The sequence below is a fragment of the Salinibacterium sp. genome (assembly GCF_031364185.1).
GTDB lineage: Bacteria > Actinomycetota > Actinomycetes > Actinomycetales > Microbacteriaceae > Rhodoglobus.
In genome coordinates this window covers 1-13,872 of record NZ_JANLVV010000089.1, presented here as the reverse complement: position 1 = coordinate 13,872, position 13,872 = coordinate 1, and the positions used below count along the sequence as shown (strand labels likewise).

Here is a 13,872-nt window from a genome sequence, read left to right as displayed (position 1 = left end):
GACGCAAGCGACAGCTGGGCCTTGATGAGCTGCGTGAGGAACGGCTTGGATGCTTCAAGACCCTGCGCGACGATGGCCTCATCCGGCTTCGTGGCACCTGCCTTGATGAGCTCCCAGCTACCCTCGGTGGCTTCGGCCTCCACCATCATGATGGCGATGTCTTCGTTGCCGTTCTCGTCAGTGACGAGCCGGCCGGCGACGGTCAGGTCGAAGACGGCGTCAGCGAGCTGGCTGTACTTCGGGAAGGCGACCCACTGGTCTGCCCCACCGGGAGCCGAGATGAGGGCGAGGCGGATGCCCCCGACCGGTCCATAGAACGGAAGGCCGGAGATCTGCGTACTGAGAGACGCAGCGTTAATCGCGAGCGCGTCGTAGAACTCATCCGGTGCAATGGACAGCACCGTGATGACAATCTGGACCTCGTTGCGTAGGCCCTCGACAAAGGTCGGGCGCAGCGGTCGGTCGATCAGTCGGCAGACCAGGATGGCCTCCGTTGACGGACGACCTTCGCGGCGGAAAAAGCTTCCGGGGATTTTGCCTGCTGCATATGAACGCTCTTCCACGTCTACCGTGAGAGGGAAGAAGTCAAACCCGTCGCGCGGGTGCTTTCCTGCACTGGTAGCGGAAAGGATCATGGTGTCATCGTCGAGATACGCGGCGACGGCACCCTGTGCCTGCTGCGCGAGTCGACCGGTCTCGAATCGGACCGTGCGGGTGCCGAACTTACCGTTATCGAGAACGGCTTCGGCTGACGTGATTTCTGGACCCTCCAAGGGGGGTTTCTCCTTTGTTTAATGTCGCCGGCCCGTGTGGCTGGCGACTCATCGGCGTTCGTTAAAACGCAGAGCAGGATCGGGAAGAAAGGGGCGACACACCATGCTGGATAATCCCAGCGATTCATGCGCTTTAGCGCCGCATCCAATGGTGGATGCTGCTCTGGCCAGCAGTAGAAAAACACTGGCCCGCGTGCCGTAATTCGGCATAACATCCAGTAATTCACCACCGATGACCAGCTTCTTGCCTGCCTGCTCCGGTTGTCGTGCCACGGAGTACCGCGCACGACAATGAGAGCCTACCAGCAACGGCGTGTCGTCACGCCGGTTTCGGCCTCGGGCCTTGGCCCGGGTGATGGTCACATTACCTCGACGACGGCACACACCGAACACCGATCAGGGCCGAACGATCGGTGCAGAGGGACAGCGGGGTGGGCGACGCGCACCGCTTCTCGGGAATCCTCGGGGGAGCGATCTCAGGGTGTCTGTGATCCCGGAGCAGGTGTCGGTTGCGGAGGAGACGTCGGGTCCGGGGTGGACGTCGGGGTTGGCGTGGGCGTCGGGTCCGGGGTGGGTGTGGGATCAGAAGTGGGAGTCGGCGTGGGAGCTGGAGTAGGGGACGGCGTGGGTCGCGGGGTCGGATCGGCGGTCGGGCCCGCGGTGGGCGACGGTGTCGCGCCGGGAGGGTTGGCCGGCATGGTCGAAGCGGGGGGATTTCCCCGTACCGAACCGGTGGAGTCAGGCTCATCAGTCACGTCCCGGCGGGGCTGCGATGTGACCCCTCGTAGACCGATTGCCCCAGACTCGGACTGGATGTTCGGCCCATCACGGAACGGCAGCGTGGGGAGGTCGTCCTCACCGGTGGTCTGCAACCCATCCGGATTTTCGGATACCGGTTCTGCCACGGTGGGCCCAGGTGCGGATCCCGGAACCGGAGCGACAGCGATAAGCGCACCTGCAATGAGAACAACGAAAGCCAGAGACGAAATTGCGGTAAGACGGTAGCGAGGAGCAGACAATGTTCGGAAGACACTTCCGATGCTGTGCCAGCCCAGCATGATCTTGGAGAGGCGATGCACGCTGGCTCGGTCAGTAGCAGTAGCAGTGGAAGTGGCAGACGCAGTCGCAGTCGCGGTTTCAGTGGCAGTAGTGACGGTCGCAGTGGCAGTCGCGGCGGCGATCGGTATCAGTGCAGGTATCAGTGCAGGTATCAGTGCGGGTATCGGTGCAGGTATCGATACAGGTATCGGTGCAGGTATCGGTGCAGGTGCCGCCACAGTGTCCTGTGTCGGGGACACTGTCCGCTCGGCGATATCGGGTGCGGGTCTGGCCTTTGTCGATCGCGCGGGTTTGACCGCCCGAGTGGGCTTGGCCAGTGAGACCGGAATTGCCAGGCCGCGCGTGACATCAGGGTGAGCAGCCGCAGAGGCTCGAACCTCGGCGGGGTCCCGGCCGGTCAGTTGTGCGAGGAACCACTCTGCATCATAGGATCCGAGAGCATTCAAATCCGAGTTTTTACCATCATCTGTCACGTGGTCACGATATCGGTTTGGATCACGTTTGTCACGCGAATTGTCCCCCTTGAGGGGGACAAAGCTGCGGTGAGCTCCAGCCCGAGGTCTGGCCCCTCAGCACATCTGGACGATTGGTGAGTCCGGACGATCAGCGAGTCTGGCCCATCAGCGGGTCTGGCCCATCAGCAACTCGACCCGGAGTAGCCCACCCTTGCGGATGATCTCCACCGGTATTCGCTGCTTGAGTCCCGTGACATCCAGCCTGGATAGCGCTTCGTCAACCGCTGACTCGAGCCCACGAGGAACAAATCCGACGGGGCCACTGACCCTGGAACCGGTAAACAGTCTCACTTCGATCTCGGTATCTGCACCCTCCTGCTGCTGAGTACGCCGACCGATCGCCGTCGCTAGTTCAGTGTCGCCGCTGTCGATCAAGTCTCGAAGTTGCTCCTGGAAGGGGTTGCTGCCCGCGAGCCTGATCCGCACCCTACCGTTCACAGGAACCAGCACACCCCTGTACTGGCTGAAAGAACCCTTGCCGTGGTCGTTGCGATCGAGTTCAGGCATATCCAGATCGTATCGCGTAGCGCCGTCCACTCACGTTAACTGCCCGCTCAGGACAGCTGACCACGCAGGATGGAGTCGCCCGAGTGGGTAGGGTCACCGTCGTAGGGCTCCGAGGAGATGTCGACAAGGTCGTATCGCGACAAGTCAAGGCCATCGGGAACGGTAAACGTGCCGGCGGTGCCACGCACCACGCCGAGGCTCACAAGATCACTCGCATCAGAGGACATCAGCCATACCTCGCGGTATCCATTGCCATCACCGGGAGTGTCGAGCGAGACCTGAATCACGCGGGCGCCGTCGGGCTGCTGCTTCACCATGGCCTCCCCCGTCGACCCCGTCCAGCCGGGGAATGCATCCAACGCCGCGCTGGCCAAAACAGTGGTCGGCGCGGGACGAAGCGCCAGCCAGGTAGCACCTACGCCTCCGAGAACGAGGACCAGCGCTGCTGCTGCGGCAAACGCGGCAATCCACCGACGGGGGCGACGAGCGCGAAGCGAGCGGCGAGACTCGAGCGCGGTAACCTGGGCGAGATTGAGCGGCGCATCCTCGGCGAGCGCCAACTCGTCGCTGATGCGCGACCACACCCGGTCGGGCGGCTCGAGAAGCTCGCCCGCGTCAAACGTGGAACGCCCGACCACGGCGGTGCGCTCGAGATTGTCAAGCTCCGCGCGACATGCTTCGCAGTCGCGCAGGTGCGCACGATCATTCGGAGAACCGACATGCTCACCGAGGGCGAGCAGCGCAAGGATGTCAGGATCGACGTGTCGCATAGGTCGCCTCCAATCGGCTTCGCATCTTCTGCAGGCTGCGTCGGATGTGGCTTTTGACCGTCCCCAGAGGTAGTTCGAGGCGGACAGCAATTTGGTTGTGTGTGAGATCGTCAAAAAATGCGAGACGCATCACTCGTTGCGCCTCAGGGTCGAGTCGTGCAATTTCGTCCGCGACCAAAAGGGTGTCAGCAAGGTCGATCTCCTCCGACACGCGCTCACCCAGAGAGGAGGTAGCAGCAAGCTCTTGCTGCAGCCGGCGAATGCGAGCACGGGCTTCATGAGTATCCGCAATCTTATTCTTCGTGATACCGACCAGCCACGACGACAGGCGCGCGCGCGAGACGTCGAATTTTCCACGCCCCGTCCACGCCGCGACGAACACCTTCTGGGTGACATCCTCGGCGTCTCCAACGTCGCCGAGCGAGCGAAGCGCGAGGGTATACACGAGGGACGCCCAGCGGGAGTAGACCTCCGCTAGAGCCTTCTCATCCCCCGCCACGAAAGCAAGGCAGAGTCGGGACTCGTCCTCCACATCGGTGGCGGTCATCGGTATTCCGTTCACGTGGATCACGCCGGGTTGGCGATCGCAATGACGTTATCGGAATAGTTCAGCACGTTCTGGTCAAATTGGCCACCGCAGGTGATCAGAACGAGGCGTGGAGCGCCCGCCCGATCGAATACCTGGTCGAGTGGAAGCTGTTTCTTTTCCACATTTTGAACAGAAGCGACCACGTAACGATGATCGACTCCGTCCGCGGTCGTCACAATCACCTCGGCATCTGCTGGCATCTCTTTGAGGTAAGCGAACGGGCCGAGACCCTGGTCGAACGCATCAACGTGGGCGGTAATCACCGTCGATCCGACCGGACTTCCGGGGGAAGAACCGTACTGGTACCAGCCGCCTATGGTGATGTCTTTCGGGATCGCCATTTCGCCGTCATCCCCCACCCCGACGGGTTGGATCGAGATGTCGATCTGCACGGATGGCACCTGAATCCTTACCGGAGGGCTTGACTCGACGGGAGGAGTCACCTCCGAGCCCTGGACCGGAACACTAATCTCTGCCGTCGGGGCCGGTATTGGCGTGGATACGGGGGTCGGGGCGAGCTGCTCCAGCGGGGCGCTGGAGCAGCCCGCAAGGAGGAACAACATGATAAGGGCCGTAGATACACGAGCGATCACGCTGCTCCTCCTGCTTTCTGCTGTGATTCGGGTGTTATTACTGGATGTGTTGCTTGAGCCGTGGCTTAGCGGGACTGGCGAGCAGCACGCACGCGAGCAACCGAGAAACCAGCAGCAGCGAGCAGCGCAATCAACCCTGCGATGCCCCAGGCCACCATGGCCGGGTCAGGATCTGCCGCGAAGCCAGCAGAACCGGCGTTCACACCACCCGGGGTGGAGTGGAGCCCGGTGATCGTCTGGACGGCCAGCTTGAGGTTGCCACCAGTGGCGCTGCCCCAGGCATAGACGATCGTGTTGACGCCTTCCGCGATAGCGACATCAGCCGGACCGATTACCGGAGCGGTGGTGCCGGTGAGGGCGACCGCTGCCGAGATCGTTCCGACGGGGAGGTCGGCCTTCACCTCTTTCGGGTTAGTGAGGTTGGTGAAGGCTGCTTTGCCGTTTGCCAGCACATCCACGGCAGGGGCCGCGGCGGTGTGACGCACGGTGAGCCTGCCCTGTCCGGCGGGAATCTTGCTGATGTCGTTGGTAAACAGCGTGGCGGTGGGGGTGCCATCGGCCTTCAGGTGAGCCACGGCTGTGTAGCTAGTATTCGCCGCGAGGGTCAGGTCGATCGGCCCGATCACTGGCTTCTTATCGTCCACGGCATCCGCTGCGGTGATCGCGACCGTGTACTTGCCCGCGGGCAGGTCGAGCGGGCCAGCGAGATCGCCGGGCTTGAAGTCGTTCAGTGTCAGCTTGCCGTTGACATAGACATCCACGGGGAGGTCGGGAACGCCGTGCAGCACGGACAGGTCAGCATTGGCGGGTGAGATTGCGTGGGCGGGCATCGCCATGCCCACGACTGCGAGCACGCCGATAGCGGCGCCCGCAACAATTTTGTTTCGCACTTTTTCATCCTCTCGTGGTCGGACGGAACTCGCCTGACATGGAGTAGTTCCCTTCGAGCGATGCGTTTGGATGCAGAGAACCCAAAAAATTTCGACGACGCCTTCTCACGCCGACGTTAAACTAGCGCCATGAGTACCCCCATCATCGTCACGCCGGCCGACCGCGCCCCCACTCGCGGGCGCCGCGGTTCGGCCCTCGGTATCGGAGCCTTCGTGCTGTCGGTGATCACCGGGTTCTGGGCAATCGTGCTGTGGGCCGTCAGCATCGGGGCCACCGAGCCCGGCTCAGGTCGACCGATCGCGATCGTGTTTTTTACGTTCTGCGCGATTATCGGGTTCGTGTTCTTCGCCCTTACCGCGGTTGCGGTCACGTTCTCGTTCCGACGTAACCTGCGCCTCGGCAGGATCTGGGCGACTCTGGGCTGCGCGATCGCACTCGCCGCGCTCACGGCCGGCGTCGTTCTCGCGGTCGCCATCGCCGCGGCCTGACACGCGGCGCGACTCTGCCGACGGGCGCTTACTGGGTAACGAGCACGATCTTGCCGCGCAGGTGCCCGGCAAGAAGCCGGTCATAGGCATGCCCGACACGCTCGAGCGGAAACACTGAGTCGATCGGGAACTCGACATCCCCGTCGGCGATGAGTTGAGCAAGCTTACGCAGGTCGTCGATGTTCGCCCCGGCCGCACCGATGGCGCCGACCCCGTATTTCTCAGGCGCCTCGTAATCAGCGATGGTGTTCACGCGCGCCGCAGGTGCCCCAAGTTCAAGCGCGACCTCCACGAATCCGTGGCCGAAGTTGTCCAGAGCCGCGGTGATGCCCTGCGGCGCAATGGCGCGAACGGCATCAGCGAGACCGACGCCGTATTCCACGGGGATCACGCCGAGATTCTTCAGAAATTCGTGATTGGATGCCCCGGCCGAGCCGATCACAGTGGCTCCCGTCCGCTTCGCCAACTGCACCGCGATGACACCGACACCACCTGCGGCGGCGCTCACCAGCACGACATCATCGGGGCTCAGGTGCAGCGACTCGACGCTGGCCCACGCCGTACGGCCGGCGGTGTCGAGCGAACCGGCCTGCTCGATGGTCATGCCTGCCGGCACGGGGCTGACCTCATCGGAGCCGATGACGACGAAATCAGCCTGGGCGAAGTACATCCTGCTGCCCATCACAGTGTCACCGACGCCCACCGCGGTGACGCCCTCCCCCAGTTCGTCGATCACGCCCGCGAAATCTGCGCCGTTGCCCACGGGAAACTGCACGCTCTGGGGGTTCGAGGTGGGCATGCCCCGAAATACTTTCGCATCAAACGGATTGATGCCGGTAGCGAGCACGCGCACCCGCACCTCGCCTGCCGCGGGATGCGGCGGCTCCACGTGCACGATCTCAAGAACTTCAGGCCCACCGAACCGGTTGTACTCCACACGACGACTCATGCTTGAAGGCTATCCCCGTCGGTGATCCTCAGCATGACGCGCTGCTTCTGGCCTTCTTTTCCGCGACGCTCGATCCACATGAAGATGCGGTATTGCAGCCTGAACTTGGCAAGAAACACGTTTCCGAGACGATCGACTGTGGTCGGGTCATCCAGAATCACAGCATTCGCCTCGGTAGATTCACTGCCTTCTGCGACCTTGCCCATCCTGCTGCAGGGGCTTAGCTGAACCCGAGGACTGTTGCGCAACCGCTTGACCTTGCCGCTGCTGGCCGGTGTGGTGACCACAAGCGAGTCACCGTCGCGCGCTATCCACACCGGAGTTGATACCGGCACGCCCGACTTTCGGAACGTGGTGAGGGAGACGAACTGCTCGTCGCCGAGCGCAAGAAGCTTCTGGGAGGAGGGCATGATCTGACACTAACCCGCTCGACCCCGCCATTCATCCCGCGGGGACTGCCAAGATGGATGAACGTGCAGGTGCACGGCACAACGGGGAGGACACCTATGACGAGCCACGACACACCGCCGAGTGCGGCGGCCATCCTGCCAGGCATGCTGCGGGTGCACCGTGGTCAGCTCATCGGCGTGGCCGTCATCGGGCTGATACTGGGCATCATCGCCATCCTGTTCCCCGGGGCATCCCTGCTCACTGTCGCAATTCTGTTCGGGATCTACCTGATCGCCTCGGGGCTGTTCCGCATCACGGCGGCATTCGTCGCTGACCAACTGGGTACCGGGATGCGTTGGCTCACCGGCCTCATGGGCCTGCTGATCATCGTGGCTGGCATCATCTGCCTCTCGAACCCGTTCCGATCACTGGTCGTGCTCGCCGTGGTCATCGGTGCTGGCTGGATCCTCGAGGGGATTGTCGACCTCGCCGGGGGCGTGCGGGGAACCATTCATCCACGCTGGTTCGGCTGGCTGAGCGGCATCGCGTCAATCGCGGCGGGGGTGGCGATGTTCGTGCTGCCCGCGGCCGGCGTGCTCGCGCTGGTCTCGATTGGTGGCATCCTGCTCATCGTCGTCAGTTGCACGACGCTGCTGGCGCTGCCGCGTCGAGGCGAAGCGGCCGCACAGCCGTAAACGCGCAGATATACATGCGCAGACATACATGCGCAGACATACATGCGCAGACGTAAAACGGGCCGCCACCCTTAGGTGACGGCCCGTTCGCCAAGTTTCGACGCGATCAGGCCCACGACTGCCGGTTCCGACGGATCGCGATGCGATCATGCGGCCGTGCTAGTGGGAATTAGCGGCGCAGTCCGAGACGCTCGATCAGCGCGCGGTAGCGCGTGATGTCGATGTCCTGGAGGTAGCCCAACAGGCGACGACGCTGGCCAACGAGCAACAGCAGGCCACGACGCGAGTGGTGGTCGTGCTTATGCTCCTTGAGGTGCTCCGTAAGATCCTTGATGCGGTGTGTCAGCATCGCAACCTGGACCTCGGGGGAACCCGTGTCACCTGGGTGGGTAGCGTACTCGTCGATGATCGCCTTCTTGACACTGGCTTCTAAAGCCATAAGGTGATCCCCTTTCTCCTCGTTGCGCGGCGCCCACCTCGAAGTGAGGGAGCTCTCTTGATCCGCGGCCGTTAGACGGCAACCTTGTGAGTTTAGCAGAGGGATGGGTGGGTGCGGATGGCTGGGTTTTGTCGGCCCTGCCGCCGCTATACGTGGCCGACGGTCGGCCGAAGTGGCGTCTCGCACTCAAACGCGGGTACCGGAACGCCGCCGAGACTCCACTTCTTGCCGCGCCGCGCCGGCGTCAGTACTGGAGTCTCGAGGGTACGCAACGACGCTGCTCGGGATCAGCCCGCCTCGGCCGTGCCACGGATGCGCTTCAGCGCCGCCAACAGTTCACTCACTTTCGCGTCGCCGAACAGCGTCACGGGGCCGGTCGACGACACCGAGGTGAACGGCGCTTCGAACAGCAACTCCGGCCCGACAACCCCGCGCTGGGTGAGCTGCTCGACCAGCAGGTTGACGAAGTCGAGCTGGCTCGCCGTGAAGGTTGTGCCAGCGGTGAACGTCGACAGTGCCTCGGTGGCGGCCTCGCGGTCGAGGCCGATGAGCGACCGGACGAACAGCCCGAGACCGTCGGGCGCGGCGCTCGTCAGGTTGGCTTTGTCGAGACCGCTCGCGATCATGATCGCCTCAAGCTGCTCGAGATCCAGCGCAGTGAGCTGCTTTCCATGCCTCACTTTGAACAGCACCGCGTCGTCCTCATGATCGCTCAGGAAGGCAAGGGCCTTATCGCGAAATCTCGCGCGGTCGACACCGACGGCGACCCGGCGAATCTCGATCTCCGCCGACTCTCCCGCGGTGTCGGCGAAGTCTGTGTAGATGATGGCGCGCGGAGCGGAATCGATCAACCGCACGAGGCTGCGCAGTCGAACTCGCGCCATCTCGAGCATGGGCACCGTGACATCCACCCACCAGTCTTCGCTTGCCACAGCCTCGATGAGCTGGATGTTGCTGTCAATAACAGGGACGCCGCGCTGGTTTCCCAGAGCGGTCGCGATCGCCTGCACGCGTGTCTTCGCGGCGACGAAGCCTGCGCTGGTCGGCGAGGAGCCGCCGAGCACCCCGAGCTGAGCATGGAGTGCGAGCAGGTCGAAACGCTTGGCGAGCTCATCGGTGTCGTGCACGTCGAGTGACGACGGCAGATCGGCGAGTTCGGTCGCCTGCTCATAGTCGCTCCCGGTCGGGTTGAGCCACGTTGTCGCGTCGGCGAAGCGCTCAACGACGCGGCGTGATCGGCGCACCAGGAAGTTGTCGAGGCTCATCCCGGCGACCTGTCCGTGAAGTCGCGCGACGAGTCCCGCGCGAATGGCGCTGAGCTCGGCGTCATCCTGCGCTGAATCGATCGACGCGAGTAGCTGCAGGCGCGAGGTGAATAGTTGCGAGCGCAGCGATGGCACCCGTGACGTTCCGGCCGAGGGCAGATCCTCGTTGAAGTACTCGATGTTCTGGCACACGTCGAAGATGACAAAGTCCTGTTTGGGCTCCCCCGGCGCGTAGAGATCGGGCCGAAGGCGAGTGCCGCGCCCGACCATCTGCCAATACTTGGTCTTCGAGTGAACCGGCTTGAAGAAAACCAGGTTCACCACATCAGGCACGTCGATGCCGGTATCGAGCATGTCGACCGAGATGGCGATGTGCGGGGAGGATTCGGGCGTGGAGAACGCGTCGATCAGGCCCTGGTTGTAGCTCTGCGCGTAGGTGATCACGCGGGCAAACTCGCCTTTGTATTGCGGATAGTTCGCGTTGAAGCGTTCGGCGATGAACTCGGCGTGCTTGTTGTTCTTCGCAAACACGATGGTTTTTCCCAGCCGGTCGCCGCCGGCCACCATGCGCCCCTCGGTCATGAGGGTCTCGAGCACGAGGTCAACCGTGTCAATGTTGAACAGCCAGGAGTTCATCGCGCTCGAGTCGATCTCGACCGGCACGACACCGTCATCCCAGTCGAGCAGATCCCACGCCTCCTTGTCAGACTCGCTCAGGTCGTCGTACCGGATGCCCTCCCGCACGAACTTCGTCGCAATTGAGCGGCCCACCGGAGGCACCAGGTACCCCTCGGCGATGGCATCCGTCAGGTCGTAGGAGTCGGTGGGAACACCGTCCTCGAGGTTGAACAGGCCATAGGTATTGTGGTCGATCTCGTCTTTCGGGGTCGCGGTGAGGCCCACGAGCAGCGAGTCGAAGTACTCGAAGATGGCGCCGTACTTTTGATAGACCGAGCGGTGCGCCTCATCCACGACGATGAGGTCAAAGTAGCCGGGGCCGAACCGCTTCAGACCGTCAGCGGTGCCGTCGATGAGCCCCATCATGGTCGGGTACGTCGACACGTACACGCGCCCATCGGTGTCGCGGTCGGTCACCAGATTGACCGGGGCTGAGTCGGGCAACTGGGTTTTGAAGGCATTAGTCGCCTGGCTGACGAGGGCGATTCGATCGGCCAGGAACAGGATTCGCTTCGCCCAGTTCGCCCGGATTAACAGGTCTGCGAGCGCGATCACCGTGCGGGTCTTCCCACTACCGGTTGCCATCACCAGCAATGCTTTGCGCTCCTGCGCCTCGAACGCCTCAGATATTTTCCTGATTGCGCGAGTCTGGTAGTACCGCTCGACGATCGACGCGTCGATCTCGAGGCTGCCGAGCGGCCGGCGGGTGGTGCGTCGCTGGATCAGCAACTCAAGCTGGTCACGGGAGTAGAAGCCGTCGATGCGACGGGGCGGGTAGCTGGCATCATCCCAGATGAAATGCTCGTAGCCGTTGGTGTAAAAGATGACTGGTCGTTGACCGTACGCGGCTTCGAGACTGTCTGCGTAGAGTTTCGCCTGCTGCTGGCCGGCGAGAGCATCCTTGCGCGCTCGTTTCGCCTCGACCAGCCCCAGCGGCAGGCCGTCGTCACCCCACAGCACGTAGTCGACGAAACCCTTTCCGCCTCCAGGCATGCCCGCGACCTCAAACTCTCTGTCTCGGGCCGCGTCGAGCGCCCAACCAGCCTCCTTGAGAAGCACATCGATGAACAGGTCGCGTGTCTCGTCTTCGCGATAATCGTGAGTGTCTGTTACCGCAGCGTTGGCAATCTTCGCCAGAGCCACCTCAGTGCGCAGCGTCGCAATTTCAGCTTCCAGCGATTCGTTGCTCGCAAGCGCAGCGGTGAGTTCAGCATCTTTGCTCGCGACGTCCTGTGCGAGCTTGGTGAGCTGCGCCATGGTTCGGGCAACAGTGCTGCCCTGGGGCTGCGGCAGTGCTGCGGCGTTGAACTGGATGCCTGTCGCCGGCCGCTCATCGGCGGTGCGTGCGTAGCGCGTGGCAACCCACACCATCACGTGGAACAGCTCACGCACGACCTGAAGACTCTCCCCCGGCCGCGGAGGAGCTGGGCGGTGCACCGCGTTGTTGCCGAGCTTGCGGATCAGGTCGAGCTTGGTGATGATGGCGGGCCCGACAAGCTGCTTGAAGGTGGGCTCAAACGTGAGTGCCGCAAGGTCGTCTTTATAGGGGCGGCGGAGCGTGGCATCCACCTCATAGAGCCAGTTCACCATCAGCTCGATGGAACGTCGCGCGTAGAAAAGCGACGAACGCTGATCGCCGTTCGTGTAGTGCTCGGCACGGCGGGCTTCCTCGGCGATCTGTGGCCACTCTGCGCGCAGGAAGTCGAAGTTGCTCATTCGATCCTCTCGTGCTCCTGTCGCAACGATATCGGGTGGGAGTTGTCAGACCGACCCCCAGAACGAGCGCGCCTCAACAAATTTTTTTAGGGCCCGAGGAGCGCTGCCGGCACCACGGCGACACCGTCAGAGCGTCGATATGCGCGCGTGCCGGAATACACCACCACCATGTCGGTCAACGCACTGCCGAGTTGTTGCTTGAGCCACAGCACATGACGAACGTCGTCGTCACCTACCGAAATGCTAAGTTTCACCTCGATGGCGACGATCGATTGGCCACGTTGAACCAGAAAATCAACCTCACGATCTCCGTTGCGAGTTCGGAAGTGGCTGACAGTCGCCTCGGAGGCCTGCGCATAGGTGAGAAGCGAGAGGGCGACCAGCGCCTCGAAGAGACGCCCGAGGATGGTTCCCTCCTGAGGCCCGATCACACGAGCGCGCATCGGGTCGAGTAGCGAATCCTCTGTGATTCCCAAGAGGCGAGCCGCAAGAGCAGGGTCTGCGAGAAAATGCTTCGGAGCACTCCCTAGCCGCGTGAACTCTCGACCCAGCGGATACCAGGCAGGAACCTCGTCGAGAAGCCACAACTGCGATAACACGTCGCGGTAGGTCATGGTGGTTATGCGAGTCGGTTTGTCAGGGAGCCCGGGCGTCGCCGCATCCAGAATTGTCGAGTACGACGCGGTCGAGCCAGTGGCGGATGCGTATGCCGCGAGCCAGGATCGGAGAGTGGCGGGCCGTCTCACTCGCAGGCCCTGCTCGGCGAACTCACGCTCGATGATTCGTGAGATATAGCCGTCAAGTTGCTGGCGCTGCAAACGTGGCGCTAAGGGTCTTATCCCGGGGAAACCAGACCCGATGATCTCCCTTACATAGTGGATGAGGGCGATCTCGGTTTCGCCTCGCACCGGGCCTCCAGCACCATCGAGGAGCCCGCCAAGACTTACTGTGGCCTTCTCGATCTCGCGTTCCGCCAGCGATAGCGGACGCATCCGCAAACTCACTATGCGCCCGGCACCCGAGTGGATAGCGGCGCCAGACGGTATCGCGCTTCCGGTCAGCAGAAACTGGCCGCCGGCCGAATCATCGTCAGTGCAGCGACGAATCAGATCCCACACCTCTGGAACCCGCTGCCATTCGTCAATGAGTACAGGTTTGGCAGCAACTGCTAACTGTTCGGGAGCAGCACGAATCAGTTCAGAGTCGGCGGCGGTGTCGAGGCGGTAGGTGGTGGCGGCGCGCTGAAGTGCTGTTGCTGTCTTGCCCACACCTTTGGGCCCGTCGAGACTGATCGCGGCGAGACCGGTGAACAGTTCGTCGAGCTCACGATCAACGATTCGCTCAATGTACTCAAGCACTCGTCCTCCGTTCGATCACGCAAACTATACATCTAGCAGCGGTTCAACTATACATTTAGCATCATATCTACTATCCATCTAGCCGCGAAATCTTCCCGAGAACGAGCGCGTCTCAACAAATGTCGGTGGTTGCTGATCAACTGACCGACTTGCCTCTCGCAGGTTCCGGCGCCATCGCGGCGCTGGGCACAGCACTC

13 protein-coding genes and 1 pseudogene are annotated in these 13,872 nt (G+C 62.6%); 2 read left to right on the top strand and 12 right to left on the bottom strand.

Annotated elements, in window-relative coordinates:
• From RMN95_RS04490 to RMN95_RS04460, 7 genes and pseudogenes are all read right to left on the bottom strand, one after another.
• Positions 1 to 773: pseudogene (locus RMN95_RS04490) on the bottom strand (polyribonucleotide nucleotidyltransferase); the annotation flags it as partial.
• 48 nt (positions 774 to 821) lie between these two features.
• A complete protein-coding gene (locus RMN95_RS04485) occupies positions 822 to 1,046 on the bottom strand; it encodes a hypothetical protein (protein ID WP_309615757.1) in 225 nt (74 codons plus the stop codon).
• Positions 1,047 to 2,452: 1,406 nt separating this feature from the next.
• Positions 2,453 to 2,854 (bottom strand): hypothetical protein, encoded by a 402-nt coding sequence (locus tag RMN95_RS04480; protein WP_309615756.1) that lies wholly within the window; start codon positions 2,852 to 2,854, stop codon positions 2,453 to 2,455.
• A gap of 47 nt (positions 2,855 to 2,901) precedes the next feature.
• Positions 2,902 to 3,624, bottom strand: coding sequence for an anti-sigma factor (locus RMN95_RS04475; protein WP_309615755.1), 723 nt, complete (start codon positions 3,622 to 3,624; stop codon positions 2,902 to 2,904).
• The gene (locus RMN95_RS04470) at positions 3,605 to 4,171 is read right to left on the bottom strand and encodes a sigma-70 family RNA polymerase sigma factor (RefSeq protein WP_309615754.1); all 567 of its coding nucleotides are present in this window, start codon (positions 4,169 to 4,171) and stop codon (positions 3,605 to 3,607) included. The genes RMN95_RS04475 and RMN95_RS04470 overlap by 20 nt, the downstream gene beginning before the upstream one ends.
• A 20-nt stretch (positions 4,172 to 4,191) precedes the next feature.
• Positions 4,192 to 4,776 (bottom strand): class F sortase, encoded by a 585-nt coding sequence (locus RMN95_RS04465; protein ID WP_309615753.1) that lies wholly within the window; start codon positions 4,774 to 4,776, stop codon positions 4,192 to 4,194.
• 95 nt (positions 4,777 to 4,871) lie between these two features.
• Positions 4,872 to 5,696 (bottom strand): DUF4397 domain-containing protein, encoded by an 825-nt coding sequence (locus RMN95_RS04460; protein ID WP_309615752.1) that lies wholly within the window; start codon positions 5,694 to 5,696, stop codon positions 4,872 to 4,874.
• A gap of 129 nt (positions 5,697 to 5,825) precedes the next feature.
• Here RMN95_RS04460 and RMN95_RS04455 point away from each other — a divergent pair, with 129 nt between their 5' ends.
• On the top strand, positions 5,826 to 6,185 hold the full coding sequence (locus RMN95_RS04455; RefSeq protein ID WP_309615751.1) for a hypothetical protein: 360 nt from the start codon (positions 5,826 to 5,828) through the stop codon (positions 6,183 to 6,185).
• A gap of 28 nt (positions 6,186 to 6,213) precedes the next feature.
• Here RMN95_RS04455 and RMN95_RS04450 read toward each other — a convergent pair whose 3' ends face one another.
• Positions 6,214 to 7,134 carry an NADP-dependent oxidoreductase gene (locus RMN95_RS04450; RefSeq protein ID WP_309615750.1) on the bottom strand — a complete coding sequence of 307 codons (921 nt, stop codon included), beginning with the start codon at positions 7,132 to 7,134 and terminating at the stop codon, positions 6,214 to 6,216.
• Positions 7,131 to 7,544 (bottom strand): PPOX class F420-dependent oxidoreductase, encoded by a 414-nt coding sequence (locus tag RMN95_RS04445; RefSeq protein WP_309615749.1) that lies wholly within the window; start codon positions 7,542 to 7,544, stop codon positions 7,131 to 7,133. The genes RMN95_RS04450 and RMN95_RS04445 overlap by 4 nt, the downstream gene beginning before the upstream one ends.
• 96 nt (positions 7,545 to 7,640) lie before the next feature.
• Here RMN95_RS04445 and RMN95_RS04440 point away from each other — a divergent pair, with 96 nt between their 5' ends.
• The gene (locus RMN95_RS04440; RefSeq protein ID WP_309615748.1) at positions 7,641 to 8,219 is read left to right on the top strand and encodes a DUF308 domain-containing protein; all 579 of its coding nucleotides are present in this window, start codon (positions 7,641 to 7,643) and stop codon (positions 8,217 to 8,219) included.
• Between the two features lie 169 nt (positions 8,220 to 8,388).
• Here the strand turns inward: RMN95_RS04440 and rpsO are convergent, their stop codons facing one another.
• The 3 genes from rpsO to RMN95_RS04425 all read right to left on the bottom strand — a co-directional run bounded on the left by rpsO (position 8,389) and on the right by RMN95_RS04425 (position 13,675).
• Positions 8,389 to 8,658: a 30S ribosomal protein S15 gene (rpsO, locus tag RMN95_RS04435; RefSeq protein WP_309615747.1), complete on the bottom strand. Its 270-nt coding sequence runs from the start codon at positions 8,656 to 8,658 to the stop codon at positions 8,389 to 8,391.
• 287 nt (positions 8,659 to 8,945) lie between these two features.
• Positions 8,946 to 12,317 (bottom strand): DEAD/DEAH box helicase family protein, encoded by a 3,372-nt coding sequence (locus RMN95_RS04430; RefSeq protein ID WP_309615746.1) that lies wholly within the window; start codon positions 12,315 to 12,317, stop codon positions 8,946 to 8,948.
• Between the two features lie 86 nt (positions 12,318 to 12,403).
• A complete protein-coding gene (locus RMN95_RS04425; RefSeq protein ID WP_309615745.1) occupies positions 12,404 to 13,675 on the bottom strand; it encodes a DUF4143 domain-containing protein in 1,272 nt (423 codons plus the stop codon).
• Positions 13,676 to 13,872 lie beyond the last annotated feature (197 nt).

Excerpts from the sequence above, each read along its gene's own strand:
- RMN95_RS04470 (WP_309615754.1), bottom strand. The coding sequence starts at position 4,171 with ATGACCGCCACCGATGTGGAGGACGAGTCCCGACTCTGCCTTGCTTTC.
- RMN95_RS04475 (WP_309615755.1), bottom strand. The coding sequence starts at position 3,624 with ATGCGACACGTCGATCCTGACATCCTTGCGCTGCTCGCCCTCGGTGAG.
- RMN95_RS04450 (WP_309615750.1), bottom strand. The coding sequence starts at position 7,134 with ATGAGTCGTCGTGTGGAGTACAACCGGTTCGGTGGGCCTGAAGTTCTT.
- RMN95_RS04430 (WP_309615746.1), bottom strand. The coding sequence starts at position 12,317 with ATGAGCAACTTCGACTTCCTGCGCGCAGAGTGGCCACAGATCGCCGAG.
- RMN95_RS04440 (WP_309615748.1), top strand. The coding sequence starts at position 7,641 with ATGACGAGCCACGACACACCGCCGAGTGCGGCGGCCATCCTGCCAGGC.
- RMN95_RS04465 (WP_309615753.1), bottom strand. The coding sequence starts at position 4,776 with ATGTTGTTCCTCCTTGCGGGCTGCTCCAGCGCCCCGCTGGAGCAGCTC.
- RMN95_RS04455 (WP_309615751.1), top strand. The coding sequence starts at position 5,826 with ATGAGTACCCCCATCATCGTCACGCCGGCCGACCGCGCCCCCACTCGC.
- RMN95_RS04480 (WP_309615756.1), bottom strand. The coding sequence starts at position 2,854 with ATGCCTGAACTCGATCGCAACGACCACGGCAAGGGTTCTTTCAGCCAG.
- rpsO (WP_309615747.1), bottom strand. The coding sequence starts at position 8,658 with ATGGCTTTAGAAGCCAGTGTCAAGAAGGCGATCATCGACGAGTACGCT.
- RMN95_RS04445 (WP_309615749.1), bottom strand. The coding sequence starts at position 7,544 with ATGCCCTCCTCCCAGAAGCTTCTTGCGCTCGGCGACGAGCAGTTCGTC.